Annotated in this window: 8 protein-coding genes and 2 riboswitches; of the genes, 5 read left to right on the forward strand and 3 right to left on the reverse strand. The window is 52.9% G+C overall.

Annotated features, from left to right (window positions below):
* Window positions 1-135: 135 nt before the first annotated feature.
* The 3 genes from ET33_RS06655 to ET33_RS06665 all read right to left on the reverse strand — a co-directional run bounded on the left by ET33_RS06655 (window position 136) and on the right by ET33_RS06665 (window position 6,264).
* On the reverse strand, window positions 136-933 hold the full coding sequence (locus ET33_RS06655; protein ID WP_036678217.1) for a transglutaminase-like domain-containing protein: 798 nt from the start codon (window positions 931-933) through the stop codon (window positions 136-138).
* Window positions 934-947: 14 nt separating this feature from the next.
* Window positions 948-1,034, reverse strand: a riboswitch (cyclic di-GMP riboswitch).
* Window positions 1,035-1,199: 165 nt separating this feature from the next.
* A complete protein-coding gene (locus ET33_RS06660) occupies window positions 1,200-1,877 on the reverse strand; it encodes a class D sortase (protein WP_036678222.1) in 678 nt (225 codons plus the stop codon).
* 73 nt (window positions 1,878-1,950) lie between these two features.
* Window positions 1,951-6,264 (reverse strand): SpaA isopeptide-forming pilin-related protein, encoded by a 4,314-nt coding sequence (locus tag ET33_RS06665; RefSeq protein WP_051775139.1) that lies wholly within the window; start codon window positions 6,262-6,264, stop codon window positions 1,951-1,953.
* Window positions 6,265-6,320: 56 nt separating this feature from the next.
* Window positions 6,321-6,404, reverse strand: a riboswitch (cyclic di-GMP riboswitch).
* A gap of 302 nt (window positions 6,405-6,706) precedes the next feature.
* Here ET33_RS06665 and ET33_RS06670 point away from each other — a divergent pair.
* From ET33_RS06670 to ET33_RS06690, 5 genes are all read left to right on the forward strand, one after another.
* Complete coding sequence (locus ET33_RS06670) at window positions 6,707-7,885, forward strand: ROK family transcriptional regulator (protein ID WP_036678225.1); 1,179 nt, start codon at window positions 6,707-6,709, stop codon at window positions 7,883-7,885.
* A gap of 77 nt (window positions 7,886-7,962) precedes the next feature.
* Window positions 7,963-9,060 (forward strand): extracellular solute-binding protein, encoded by a 1,098-nt coding sequence (locus ET33_RS06675; protein WP_036678227.1) that lies wholly within the window; start codon window positions 7,963-7,965, stop codon window positions 9,058-9,060.
* A gap of 57 nt (window positions 9,061-9,117) precedes the next feature.
* A complete protein-coding gene (locus tag ET33_RS06680) occupies window positions 9,118-10,197 on the forward strand; it encodes an ABC transporter ATP-binding protein (RefSeq protein ID WP_036678232.1) in 1,080 nt (359 codons plus the stop codon).
* A gap of 15 nt (window positions 10,198-10,212) precedes the next feature.
* Window positions 10,213-11,928: an ABC transporter permease gene (locus ET33_RS06685; RefSeq protein WP_036678235.1), complete on the forward strand. Its 1,716-nt coding sequence runs from the start codon at window positions 10,213-10,215 to the stop codon at window positions 11,926-11,928.
* A gap of 330 nt (window positions 11,929-12,258) precedes the next feature.
* Complete coding sequence (locus ET33_RS06690) at window positions 12,259-14,766, forward strand: NEW3 domain-containing protein (protein ID WP_407668084.1); 2,508 nt, start codon at window positions 12,259-12,261, stop codon at window positions 14,764-14,766.
* Window positions 14,767-14,851 lie beyond the last annotated feature (85 nt).

Below are 14,851 nucleotides of genomic sequence, written 5' to 3' on the forward strand. Positions count from 1 at the left end.
AAACTTGTATTTGGATCATACCTCCTCGGGTTATCGCTGTCAATATCGGTTTACAAAAATAAAAAAAGAAAAACCGTATTCAAGTGAATACGGTTATCGTTCGTAATAGCGTTCAATTTTGTTCTTAATAACGAACTAATAGACCTGAGTAATCGTGTAATCGGCCGCATTTTTGATCATCGGGGTGTTCTCGCCGTTTTGCACGCGGACTGCGTCGTACGTCGTGTCGATCGTGACCCATTGCCCATTTAAGAAAACTTGATTCCACGCATGGTACGTCGTCGGAGCCGAGGCTTCATATCCCATCATCAGACGGGTCGGGATATTTTGGCTTCTGGCCATCGCCGCAAACAATGCCGCGTAATCGTAGCAAATGCCTTTCGACGAATCGTAAATGGCGTCCAGGTTAGGAATATATCCGGCTTTGACCGATTGAGCCTTCTCGTAATCGTATTGGATGTTTTTCGTGATGTAAGCATAAATGGCGGCCGTTTTTTCCATATCCGTCATGGCGGCGTTCGTCAGCTTGTTCATTTGGACGACGGCTTTCGTATTGCTGTTCCAGTTAATAAGCGGAATCGATTGAACAAAAACCGCATTTTCGTTATCCAATTTCAGCTCGATGCTTTCTTTCGAAACGACTTTATATTTATTATCGCTCATTAACTGCGCGATCAGGACGCTGTACGTGCCATTGCCTCGCTGCAGCGGATAGTGCGCCCCGTTCGTCAGGGTATAGTCGTAGTTATCATTGCCCTTCGAGATTCGAACAATCGTTTTCGTATCGGTATCTGGAGTATAATTCACCGCGATGAGACCTTTATCCAGAGCGGTTCGGTCGATTTGGTAGTTTTCGGTTGCGGCGTATGTTCCTTTTGGTGCTGTGAGCAGCAAAGTTGTGATGAATGTCATCGCCAAAAGCTTTTTGAACATAAAAAAGCTCTCCTTTCGGTAACTGGCTGCCATCTTAGTTAACTAAGGAAGGCCCTGTAGCTTTGCGTCCCCAACTTTCGTTAGGTTTGCCTTTATCGGTTGAAAGCACCGAAAATATTTTTTTATTTTATAATGATAGAATGTATAAGTTTTCAGCGGAGCTGAACCATTCTATCATTTCAAGAAAAGCTACCGCTTAAACACGAATGTATCTTCTTCGAAAAGACTTCGATAAAAAGCTTTTCTTATGTCTCTAGCATACCATATTATTGTTTCTCTATCAATTTCCCTTTCACAATGAGACGGTGTGTCGGGTTTTCCATAGGATGACAGGTGATTAACGTAATTTCCTTGTCTTTGCCGTTGCCTTTCAACACCCAGACGTCCTCGGGGAGAACGTACTGCTTCTCTTGAACCTGGTACCGGTACTGCTGTTTTCCCGTATCGACTTCGATGATATCTCCTTTGTCGACCTCATCCAGCCGGTTGAAATTTTTCCCGTACGTGAAGTTGCGATGTCCGGCAATGGCATAATTCCCCACGGCGCCGGCCTTCGCGGTACCTGCGATGCTCGCAACGGAAAGCTTCAGATTGTTCACGGTAGCGTCCGTTATAATCGGCAGCTTCAGTTTAATCTTGTCGATGATTAAAATTCCCTCGATGGGTTTTCCCTCCAAAGGGTCCGGGTCAGCATTCGAAGGCTGCGGAGGACTATCCGCAGGAGCGGGATCGGGAGCGACGACTGCCGATACCGGAACGGGATTCAGCGTATTCTGCTTTGGAACCGCGGTTTCGGTCGCTTGATCGATACGCTTCAAGGCTTCCGTCCACTGGTCCATCATTTGCTGCTGCCGGTAGATCTCATAGCGATCCATGACCGCAGGGTAAAGAAAAATCGCGATTCCCAGTAAAATACACAGGATCGGCAGCGTTCTTTTGATCATCCGAGCTCCCTCCTTCGACCTAGCAAGCGGCCTAACGCGCGCCGGGAGAGGCGCGCGTTAGGATGAGTTTTTATTAGGTGTTCTTCATAAATTTCCGACGCAGCATAAATCCAAGAAGGATCAAGGCAGCACCAGCCAGTTGAATGTAAACAGGGCTGGATTCTCCCGTTTTCGGCAGCGTTTCTTTTTTGGTTTTGTCGCTCGGCGGGTTGCCTAGCGGCACTTCCCGATTGACAAGGTCGATCGTTTCGTTACCGTCCGGTTTTTCCGGATTTTTCGACTGATCCGGCGGGGTTGTTTTATCCCCATTCTCCGGCCGGTCAACCGTCGGCGGGCCTAATGGCACCTTGGTGTCGCTATCGATCGTTTCTTGGCCGTTCGGTTTGTTGCCATCCGGTTGAACTCCCCCGGGTGCCGGATTATTCGGCGTCGTTGTCGATGTGTTTGTCGTCGGCGTTGTTGGTGTTGCTGGTGTCGTCGGCGATGTAGAACCCGACGAATCCGAAGAATCCGACGAAGACGACGATTTCGCGTTAGTTACCGTTAACGAAAAGCCTTCCGCGGTTGCAATCGAAACCGGACGCTCCTTGGAATCGAGCACATAGCCTGTCGGAGCCGCCGTTTCTTTCACGACATAATCTCCTGCGGGCAGCTTATCGAAAACGACTGTTCCGCTCGCGTCTGTCGTTTTCGTGCCAATCAGGTTCAAGCTTGCGCCTTTCTTCTCGTACAGCTCGAAGGTCGCGCCGCTGAGCAGCAGATCGTTTTGCGCCGAATCTACCTTTTTCACCGTCAACGAACCTTGGATGACCGGCGGAATTGGCGGCTTAGGCGTGCTAGCCTTATCGTTTGTGACGGTGAGCTTCACGTTGTCTGCGGTCACAATCGAGACCGGACGCTCTTTGGAATCGAGCACATAGCCTGTCGGAGCCGCCGTTTCCTGCACGACGTAGTCTCCTGCGGGCAGCTTATCGAAAACGACCGTTCCGCTCGCATCCGTCGTTTTCGTGTCGATCAGCGTCAAGCTCGCGCCTTTTTTCTCATACAGCTCGAAGGTTGCGCCGCTGAGCAGCAAATCGTTTTGCACCGAATCTACCTTTTTCACCGTCAGCGAGCCTTGAATGACCGGCGGAATTGGCGGCTTAGGCGTAACTTTATTGTTTGTGACGGTGAGCTTCACGTTGTCTGCGGTTTGAATCGAGACCGGATGCTCTTTGGTATCAAGCACATAACCGTCCGGAGCCGATGTTTCCTTCACCACGTAGTCTCCTACGGGCAGCTTATCGAAAGAAACCGTTCCGCTTACATCCGTCGTTTTCGTGCCGATGAGCGTCAGGCTCGCGCCTTTTTTCTCATACAGCTCGAAGGTTGCGCCGCTGAGCAGCAGATCGGTTTTCGCCGAATCTACTTTTTTCACCGTCAACGAGCCTTTGATGACCGGAGGCTTCGGTGTGACAGGCTTGGCGTTGGCGACGGTTAATTGAAAGCCGTCTGCGCTATTGATCGAGACCGGATATTCTTTGGAATCGAGCACATAGCCGTCCGGAGCCGCCGTTTCCTTCACGTAGTATTCCCCGGCGAGCAATTTCTTGAATAATGCAGTCCCGCTCGCATCGGTTGTCAGCGTGCCGACAAGCACCTTATCCGAGCCGGATTTCCGGTAAAGCTCAAAGGTTGCCCCGCCAAGACGGGTCTTATTGTCCGCTGCGTCCACTTTCACGACGGTAAGCGATCCTCTGACCCCGCCGATCGTACCAGAGCCGCTGCTGACTCCAACGACGATGCTGGTGGATGTATCCTTGGTTACCGTAGTTTCGTTATTGCCTGTAAATGCGATTTTGTTAGAGACCTTATCCTGATCTTTCGCAACGATTAAAGATTGATACTCCAGAATTGCGGCGGTAGACAGTTTTTTCAGGAAGCTTAATTCAAAGCTCTGTTTCCCGTCGTCGTCGGTCTTGATTTCCAGTGAATAATCCACGTCCTTGACCAGTTCGGTTCCCTTGGAGACCTTACCGCCAGCGTCTACTTTAGTCGTAAACAATTTGAACGTACCTGGCAGCAGAAGCTGGTTTTCGGACGGCGTATCGACGATTTTGGCATTGGTTACCGTGGATTGTCCGCGGTTGATGAGAATCGCCCAATTGATTTTATCGCCGTTTTGGGTACCACTCTTGTTCAAGTATTCGCCACCGAAAGGAATGTTGACGGAAGCCGTCAAATTTTTCGATACCGGCGTTGTTCCATCGAAGAGGGTTGCCGTGTTGTTTACTTTATTGTCAATCAGCTTTCCTTCGAGGCTGGTTTTAAAGACAATCGTGTACGGAGCCGAAATAGGCTTCAGGAACGTCACGGTTAGCTTGTTATCTTTGTCAACCGTATAGTTGTAATACGTGCTGTCCACAACGCTCCCCAGCGACGGAGTGCCGTTGGCCGCGATGTTCATGTTGTATACGGCAAGCGAATTGTCGACAAGCTTCTGGCCGGACTCGAGCGTATCTTGAACGACTGCCCCGGCAAGCGTCTTGCCGTTATAGTTCACGCCGACCGTCCATGTAATCTGCTTCAGCGAAGCGTCATAGACGCCGTTCTTAAACCCGTTGTTCTTTACTTCGATCCGTGGATCGAACGTGGCGGATACCGTCTTCGTCTGCGCCTTGGAATTGCCGTCGACCCATGCGATCGAAGCTTGGTTCAGAAAATTCGTCGCGTTGTTTCCGAGCCAATCCATGTTGAACTCGGTGCTGTAAGTAATCGTCACCTGTCCGTACAACGCCCGGTTAAACGTAATTTTAAAGCCTTGATCCGCCGGTACGGAAGCGTCCACGGTGTAATCCGCTGCGTCCATCGGCTTGTTGCTTTCCTTAACGGTCAGCGATCCCGGGATGAGACGCATACCCTTGTTAGGGAAGCTGTCCGTCACGACCACGTTGGTCATCGGCTCGCTGTCCTTGTTTAGCGTGATGCTCCAGTCTGCCGTTTTGGCTTGGTAATTCACCGCCCCGACACCTTTGGTAATAATCACCTGATTGATGCCGCGCGTAGCCGTTTTGCTATCACCGCTGCCGGAAGTCACCTTATTCGTAATCGTAGCGCCGTCGAACACGCGATGATTGGCTTTGGTTTGATATTTGATTTTGTAAGCGGACGAGATGTCCTGCAGGAACTGCAGTTTAAAGCCGTTGCTTTTGGTCGCAGTCTCCGGGGTTACCTTGTAGCTTGCTGCAGGCAGCTCAGCTCCGAGGATCTCGCTTCCCTTCGAGTCGATCGTCACTTGATAGACATGGAGGGAGCCCGCTACCAAATCCTGCGTATCGTTGAACAAATCCGTCAAGAAAGCATTGGCTTGGGCGATCGTCTTCTCGTTGTAATTGTACTTGATTTCCCAGTCGATCGTTTGCGTGTTGGGATCGTACTTCGTCGACGATTTGTCCAGAGCCGTGCCGCGCTGTACCGTAACAGTAGCCGTAGCGCTGGCCGGCGGCTTGTTGCTTCCTTCAAATGTCGCCTTGTTCACGAAGGAAGTTTGGTCCTCGTTGGTAACCGGCGTCGTGTACTGAATTCGGTATGCCGTCCGAATAGGACTTTCATTAAAGCTGAGCTTCAATACATTGCCGTTCGTGCTCATGCTGTACTTGCTGCCGTCCACCGGCGCACCCTGAACGACGTTGCCGTCCAAGCTTACGCTTAGCTCGTATACGGCGACGGTGACCGGAGCGCCCAGCCCGGCTGGAATCGGATCGGTCACGACCGCGTTCTGCACAGCGGCCAGCTCTTTGTTCACATCTACCGTCCAGTCGATGCTTTTTGCATTGTAGCCTTTCGCCACGCCGCTTTTCCCGATGGTTGAAGTCACGTTCGGCTTAAAGTGCAGCGTAAAGACCTGCTCGCCGCCTTTCACCGGAATTTTAATAATCTGCGTCGTGCTGCCATTGATCACCTGCATATCGAACGCCGTCTGGAAAGTCAAAGTTCCTCTGACATCCGACAGGTTCTCGATCGTCTCCAAGGTCATGACAACCTCGTGGCTATCCCTGTAGACCTTGAATTTCCCAATCGCTTCGCCGCCTGAGATAAGCGGTTGATCAGGGATATCGTTGTAAAGCTTGAATTGCTCCGGAAGCTTGAACGTGTAAGTATCTCCGTTCTTGTAACCGTGGCCGTTAGGCAGGGACCAAGTGTAGTCCAATTTCACCTTCGAGCCCGGCTCATAAACGTCATCCGTTACCACGTTCCCGGACTTGTCGTACACCGCCATCGTTACGCTATCGATAATGCTGCTGGAAATCGGGGCTGCGTTGACTTGCGGCGATAAGCCGAATGCATACAGCCACTGCATCATGATCAATAGAGCAACGAGCAGCGTACTGATTTTCTTCTTTGCCATTACCTATTTACCACCTCCATCAGTTTTTGTTGGAACGGCAAAAAACACCCTCCAACTGAAGGGTGGTCCGGTTGCACTACTAGCTCCGTCGAATCCAAGTGCCCAGATACAGATTCGAAATCATCGCTTACCATGTATCTAATAATAATGGATAATGTCAGGGATTTCTGTGTTGTTCTACACCAAATTTCGAAAATTTTTATAAAGAATTTTTTGGAAACGCTTAATGGCCAAGTTAGCAGGGGAGGGTCGGTACCAAAATCCGCGAAAGCGCAAGGCTAGCGGTAAAAAGCGGTGTCCACGGTGGTTTTCATGACGATGAAAAGATGTAGAAAAATGTAGAAATTTGTAGTTGACAATTTGTAAGCGAATACAATAAAATGATGACAAGAAAACTTTGTTAGTCATCTTAACTAACTTAATCGGAAAGGGGGACAGCATATTGATTGGCAGAGGCCAAACGGGAAACGCCAAGCTGGTGAAGCACATTAACCGCGAAGGCATTCTTCATCAATTGAGAGAAAACCCCCGGGTATCGAGAGCCGATTTGGCGAAATTAACGGAGCTCAGCCGTCCGTGCGTATCGGCCTTGGTGGACGAGATGATCGTGGAAGGCTTGATCAGCGAAGTCGGGTTCGGAGAATCGAAGGGCGGCAGGAAGCCCATCCTTCTGGAATATAATTTTCAAGCCTATGGCGTCATCGGCGCGGTATTCGAAGGTAGTACCTTGCAGCTGGCCATCGCCAACCTGAAGGGGGAGCTGCTGGTTCAGCGCACGACGTGCCTGCCGCATCCGATGAACGGAGAGACGGCCATTCAGAGCATCGAGCAAGGGCTCGCGGCGCTGCTGGATGAAAGCGGATTCGATAAAGCAAGGCTGCTTGGCATGGGGCTCGGCTTGCCGGGGATTACCCAGCGCAGCGAAGGTACGGTCAGCTACGCCCCCAGTACGGGGTGGATGGGACTGCCCGTGCGGAAGGAGATCGAAGCGGCCTTAGGGCTGCCTGTGGTCATCGAAAATGACGTTAACTTGATGACGCTCGGCGAATTTCACAAGGGCATCGGCGTCGGGCATTCTAATCTGGTATATATGTATGCGGGAACGGGGATCGGCGCCGGCATTATGATCGACGGGCAATTATACCGCGGAGCCAAAGAGGCGAGCGGGGAGATCGGCTATATGGTCATCGGTCCGGTCGGGAACCAGACCAAGGGAGAATACGGCGTATTCGAGCGCAACTATTCCGTACGGGCCATTCGCGAGAAGGCCAAAGCCGTCCTCCCTTCGATGGACGATGGCGAGAGTATTGTCAAGCAAATCGTCGATCAAGCGAAAAGCGGGGCCGAAGCGGCGCAGACGCTTCTCGACGACATCTGCCGGCACTGGACCTACGGCATCGCCAATCTAACGAGCGTGATGGACCCGGCGCTTCTGATCCTCAGCGGAGAAATGCTGCATATCGGGGACGAAGGGGTTCATAAAATACAACAATGGTTAACCGACTGGGTTCCGTCCGTTCCCCGAATCGAGATGGCTTCGCTCGGCGATCAGGCGGGACTCATCGGAGCCATTCATTGCGCGCTGGAGGCTTTTCCGTCCACTTCCAAACTGCAGCGGTAAGCGGCTTTGTCGCTACCGATGCTGTTTGGCTCAAGTGAAGACGCTTACATTATACATAAAGTACAGGAGGTCAAAACATGACAAAGAAAAAAGCAACAACCTGGTTGACGGGGGCCGTGCTCAGCATGGCGATGCTGACGGTGACGGCCTGCGGAGGAAGCGCTTCCGACGGTGCTCAGAAGCCGGGAGACAAGTCATCCGACGCCTCGAAGCCTGGCGAGAAGCAGAAGCTGGTCATTTATACGGCCAGGGACAAAAACGTCGTCGAAGAAATTATCCCGAAATTCAAAGAGCAAAACCCGGGGATGGACGTCGAGGTTCTTACCATGGGGGCGCAGCAGGTGCTGGAGCGCGTGCGCGGGGAGAAGGCGAACCCGCAGGCCGACTTCTGGTGGGGCGGCACGCAATCGGCGCTGATGACGGCGGCGGACGAAGGCCTGCTCGAAAGCGTCAAGCCGAGCTTCGCCGACAAAATCCCGGCGATGTACAAAGACAGCAAAGATCGCTGGTACGGTGAAATGCTGCTGCCGGAAGTCATCATGTACAACTCCAAAGCGCTGAAAAAAGAAGACGCTCCCAAAGATTGGGACGACCTGCTGGATGCCAAGTACAAGGGCAAAATCATCATTCGCGGCGTGCTTGCTTCCGGAACGATGAGAACGATCTACTCTTCCTTGATTTTCCGTCAAGACGCGAACGATCCGAAGAAAGGGTACGACTGGCTGAAAAAGCTTGACGCCAATACGAAGGAATACGCTCAGGATCCGACCAACCTGTACCTGAAGCTGGCGCGCGAGGAAGGCTCGCTGTCGCTGTGGAACCTGCAGGATATTATGATCCAGAAGGAGCTGCAAAAGCAGCCGTTCGACTTCATTTACCCTGCGAGCGGAGCGCCGATTCTGGTTGACGGTGTCGGGGTGGTCAAAGGCGCGAAAAACATGGAAGCGGCGAAGAAATTTTACGAGTTCCTCTTCGATTCGAAGCTGCGTGTTGAGCTTGCGGAGAAGCTGTACCAGATTCCAACGCGTACGGACATTAACAAAGATACGCTTCCGGCATGGTTAAAAGGGCTGGAACTGAAACCGCTTAATATCGATTGGGCCGTCATGGCGCAAAAAGAGAAAGAATGGATGCAGCATTGGGATGAGAACATCAAAGGGAAAGGTTCCAAATAATGCATTCGGGCGGAGGAGCTCCTCCGCCTGATCATTTTACCAAAGGAGGAAACCTGCTTGATAGAGGTCGTACTGGATCACGTAAGCAAACAATTCGGAAACGTTAAGGGAGTTACAGATGTCAATATTCGGATTCAACCGGGGGAGTTCTTCACCTTTCTCGGGCCGAGCGGCTGCGGCAAAACAACGACGTTGCGGATGATTGCAGGGTTTTACTATCCGAGCGAGGGCCGTATCGTATTCGGCGATCAAGATGTCACGAACCTTCCCCCAAACAAAAGAAACACGGGAATGGTGTTCCAAAACTATGCTTTGTTTCCGCACATGACGGTGTTTGAGAATATCGCATTCGGTCTGCAAGTAAGAAAGGTTTCGAAATCCGAAATCGTTCAGCGCGTCGAACGCGCACAGAAGCAAGTTCATTTGGAAGGCTACGGCAACCGCCGTATCGATCAATTGTCCGGCGGCCAGCAGCAGCGGGTTGCCTTGGCTCGCGCGCTTGTCATCGAGCCGCAAATTTTGCTCTTGGATGAGCCGTTATCGAACCTCGATGCGAAGCTTAGAGAAGAAACGAGAATCGAAATCAAGAGACTTCAACTGGAGCTGGGAATTACGACGATCTACGTCACGCACGATCAGGCCGAGGCGATGGCGATGTCCGACCGGATTATGGTCATGCAGGGCGGAGTCGTCCAGCAGATCGGAAGTCCAGAAGAAATATATAACCGCCCGGTCAACCGGTTTGTCGCTTCCTTTATCGGAGAGTCCAATCTGTGGGAAGGAACCGTGGAGCGAGTCGAGGGCGGCGAAGCGGTCGTACGTTTCGCTCCGGGCCTCAGCCTGAGAGGCTTGACCGCCAACGCTTCGCCGGACTGCAAGCTGGAAGCGGGCAAGACCGTGACGATGTCCATCCGTCCGGAAGCGGTCCGCGAAGCGCTGCAAGGGGAGCAGCAGGACAATGTGGTCAAAGGAAACGTGGTCATTTCCGAATTTACGGGAGTCAGCGTGAACTACGTATCGCAAGTGGCGGGCCAGCAATTGAAAGCGATGTTTGTCAATCAAGGGCACCGGGTGCGCGGACGCGGGGAAGAGATCGCCCTGTTCATTCCAAAAGAAAGCATCTATTTCTTGGGATAGCGAGGGGATGAATCTATGAGATCTAAACCGGGAACAAGTTCATCCAAGCTGGGCTCCTTCACGCACTCGCCTTATTTCGTCTATGTCCTGGTCGCGCCCCTGTTTTTGGTGCTCCTGGCTTATGTCGTGTATCCGTTGTTCCAGACGTTCGTGCAAAGTATCCGGGTAGAGGATCAGATGTCGCTGAAAAACTATGCCAAGTTTTTCAGCCTGGAGCATACGTCCAACCTGGAGGCACTCTGGACCAGCATTTATATTTCCGTCTTAAGCGTCATCACCTGCGCAATCGTCGGCGTCGCCATGGCGTTCCTGCTGGAGCGCTACGAGTTCCCCGGCCGGAAAATTTTGGCCGTCCTTGTGCTCGTGCCGATGGCTTTGCCGCCCCTTGTCGGCGTGCTGTCGTTTACATTCTTGTACGGTGAAAGCGGCATTATCCCAAGGGCGCTTAAAGCGCTGCTTCATCTCGACCAGGTGCCGTTTTCTTTGAAGGGCATTTGGGGCGTGCTCGTGGTGCATACGTTCACGATGTACACTTACTTTTACATGACAGCCTCCTCGGCGATCCGCGGTCTCGATCCGTCGCTGGAAGAGGCGGCGGCGAGTCTCGGCGCAGGACGGCTCTATATATGGCGGCGCGTCATTCTGCCGATGCTGACGCCGGCGCTGGTCGCTTCTTCGCTGCTCGTCTTCATGATCGCGATGGCGTCCTATACGGCTCCGCTCATCTTCGGAATCGAGCGGACGATGACGATGCAGATTTATTTGTCCCGGACGAACGGCAATCTGGATATGGCTGCGGCACAGTCCACGATCCTGTCCGTCGTGTCCATCCTGTTCCTGCTCGTGATGCGCTGGTACCAAGGGCTGCGCAATTACCAGAATATGAGCAAAGGCGTCAGCGTGCATCGTACGGAAGTGAAGAGCGCCGCAGGCAAGTATATCGCGATGATTCTGTCGATTATCGGCGTCATCATCCTGCTGCTTCCGATTCTCGTGCTGGTCTTGATTTCGTTCTCGACGGACGGCACGTGGACGACGCAGATTCTTCCTCCAGAATATACGGCGAAGCACTATGTGAAGCTGTTTACCGACAGCAAAACGTGGCGGCCGATTGCGAACAGCTTCCAGATGAGCTTCGTGGCGACGATCGGCAATATCATCTTCGGCGTGGCGGCAGCGTATGCGATGGTCCGCTTGAGATTCAAAGGCAAAACGCTGCTGGACGTGCTGATCATGCTGCCGTGGGCGCTGCCGGGAACGGTCGTCGCGGTCAACCTGATCGCCGCTTTCAGCGAGCCTACCGTATTCAGCTTCAATCAAGTGCTGATCGGCAGCTTCTGGATTTTGCCTTTGGCGTATTTCGTCCGCCATTTGCCGCTTGTGTTCCGCTCTACGTCGGCGACGCTGGTCCAGATGGATGCTTCGGTCGAAGAAGCGGCGCGCAACTTGGGCGCCTCCTGGTGGTACAGCTTCAGGCGGGTCGTCTTTCCGATGGCGCTGAGCGGGATACTTGCGGGCACATTGCTCGCGTTCGTGCAGGGCATCGGGGAATTCGTTTCCTCCATTCTGCTCTTCACCGCAAAAAGCACGCCGCTTTCCGTGGAGATTTTCCAGCGGATGTACTCGTTTGAATTCGGTACGGCGTGCGCATACGGCGTGCTGCAAATTACTTTGATCATTATCGTGCTGTTCGTTTCGCGCAAAATGACGGGCGACAGCACAGCCGTATAAATGACGGTCATCTCGTGGGGGAACACCTGAAAGTTCGGTGAATTTTGAAGCGGAGGGAGCGGAATCGTTCTGGAGAAGCGTAAGCGGTCGCCTTTGTCCCCGGATACTCACCACTTAATGGGTTAAATAATCAAAGAATCCGGGGACAACAGCCGATCGGAAGAATGATCCGCTCACGCAGCGTCTATGATTCACCGGACTTCAAAGTTCATCATCCACGTTATGATATACAGCGGGAAAATGGCCATTTCCGGCTGAGGAACATTCCACCATCAGAGGAGGAGTTAGATGATCAAGGGTAAGTCGACCTCAAAGTTTTGTTCCATTGTCATGAGCGCCATACTGGTGGGCGGCATACTGCTGCCCGCTCAAGCTCAGCCCGCATATGCGGACCGGGGCGTCGTCGATTTGTGGAAGTCGATTAAACCGCTGACCACGATTGCCAGCGCGATGAACACAGGGGCTCACCCGGACGATGAACACAGCGCGACCTTGGCGTATCTTTCCTTGGGGAGAGGGGTTAACACCTCCAGCGTTATCGCTGTCCGGGGAGAAGGGGGACAGAACGAAATCGGGAGCGAGCTGGGGCAAGCCCTCGGCATCATTCGGACTCGCGAGCTGCAGGAAGCGTCCAAAATCACCAATGTGACGTTGGGCATGCTGGGCGAGCAGCTGGACGATCCAATCTACGATTTCGGGTTTTCCAAGAGCGTTGAGGAAACGCTGGAGAAATGGGGCGACTCGGTCGCTTACGAACGATTGATCCGCAAAATTCGCGAGCTGCGTCCGGATGTAATCATTCCTTCGTTTTTGAACGAAGCCTCCACGCACGGGCATCACAGAACGATCAACGTCCTTACCGTTCGGGCGTTCAAAGATGCCGCGAATCCGGAGATTTTCCCTGAACATCTGAAACAAGGGCTTCAGCCTTGGCAGATCAAGAAGCTGTATCTGCCAGCCAGCTCCAAGGATTACACGGTGAACGCGCCGATCGGGGATTACAACGAAATCTATGGGGCGTCTTATCTCCAGCTTGGGGAAGAATCCCGCTTTATGCACAAGAGCCAGGGCATGGGGAAGGTATATGACGAAGGCCCCGTACAAGGCGATTTGTTCAGCAATTACTACAAGCTGGATCAAAGCACGGTGAAATCGGCGGACAAAGAAAAAGACTTCTTCGACGGCATTGCCTTTACCTTCGAGGATTTGGCAAAAGAAATCGACGCGAAGGGCAAAGACAACAAGATCGTCAAGCATCTGCGCGATCTGCAAAAGGATGCGGACGAAGTCGTTGCCGCTTACCCGAGCTTTGCCAAGGTGCTGAAGGAAGTCCATGCCATGAAAGCGGATGTCCAGACGACGCTGGCCGATGTCAAAGCATCTGGACTGGAGGCGGCGACCAAGGAGGATCTGCTCCACCGGCTCCATCTCAAAGAGGAGCAGTTGAATAAAGCGAGCATGGAATCGGCGTCCGTCGTAGCGAAGGTCAAGCCGGCTGCAAGCGAGCTGGTTGCCGGTCAGACAACGAAGGTCACCGTGTCGGCCTTCAACGGCGGTTCCGTCAAATTGAACAAAATCAACCTGAGCCTGAACGTGCCCAATGGTTGGACGGCGAAGCCGGCCGGAGCGACCAGCTTCGAGCAGTTAGGCTACAACGAGACGGCATCGGCCACCTTCGAGGTGACGATTCCGGCAGACGCACAGCTGTTCAAGCCTTACGATCCTTCGGTGTTCAACGCGAAGGTGGAATACCAGGCGTACGATACGGCAACGACGCTGAAGGTCACGCCGCAAAACGCCGTAGCCGTGCTGCCTCCGTATTCGATGTCGCTCAGCCCGAGCGCAACGATTCTGAATACGCTCAAGTCGCAAGAGCCGATTCCGGTGAAGGTCACCGTGCGCAACTACACGCCAGGCGCTTCCAAAGCGACGGTGTCGCTGAACGTGCCGGAGGGCTGGACGGCGGAGCCGGCAGCCGAAGAGCTGAACTTTGCGATCAAAGGCGAGACGAAGTCCGTGGCGTTCACGGTCAAGGCCGCTTCAAACGTCGTACCAGGTAAATTCACCGTGACGGCCGTTGCAAAGAATGGCGATGTGCAGAGCACGCAGGGCGCGCAGGTCATCGAGTATCCGCATATCGGCAAGACGTACATGGTTCAGCCGGCCGAGCTCAAAATCCAGGCCTTCGACCTGAAGGTTCCGGATAAATTGAAGGTAGGCTACGTCTCCAGCGGCTTCGACAACATCGATCAATACTTGCGTCAGGTGGGTGTCGATGTCGTGAAGCTGGAAGCGAAGGACATCCAATACGGGGATCTTTCCCAATATGACACGATCGTGCTGGGCATTCGCGCTTACGCGTTCCGTCCGGAATTGATTCCGAGCAACCAGCGCTTGCTGAATTACGTTCAAAATGGCGGCAATCTCGTCGTCCAATATCATAAGCCGGAAGACAAATGGTCGCCGGAGCTTGCTCCGTACCCGATCAAAATCGGCTCCCCGCTTATCCAGTGGCGCGTAACGGACGAGAATTCCAAAGTCACGATGCTGGCTCCGGATCATCCGATGTTCAATTCGCCGAACAAGATTACGGACCAGGATTGGAACAACTGGATTCAAGACCGCTCCGCCTACAATCCGTCGGAATGGGGCAAGGAGTATACGGAGCTCATTTCGAACGGGGACCCGGGCGAGAAGGAGTTTACCGGCACATTCCTCACTGCGCATTACGGCAAAGGGGTATATACTTACAGCTCGTTAGTGTGGTACCGCGAGATTCCGGCTCTGGTTCCGGGCTCGATCCGCATGTTTGTGAATATGATAAGTCAAAAGCAATAATTGCGTCGCGCAAGCAAACATTACAGCAGTGGGCGGGGACCCTTCGGGGTCCCTCCCCCATACGATGAAGAAGCGGAGGTTTAAG

It is taken from the genome of Paenibacillus tyrphae (assembly GCF_000722545.1).
In the GTDB taxonomy this organism is placed as follows: domain Bacteria; phylum Bacillota; class Bacilli; order Paenibacillales; family NBRC-103111; genus Paenibacillus_G; species Paenibacillus_G tyrfis.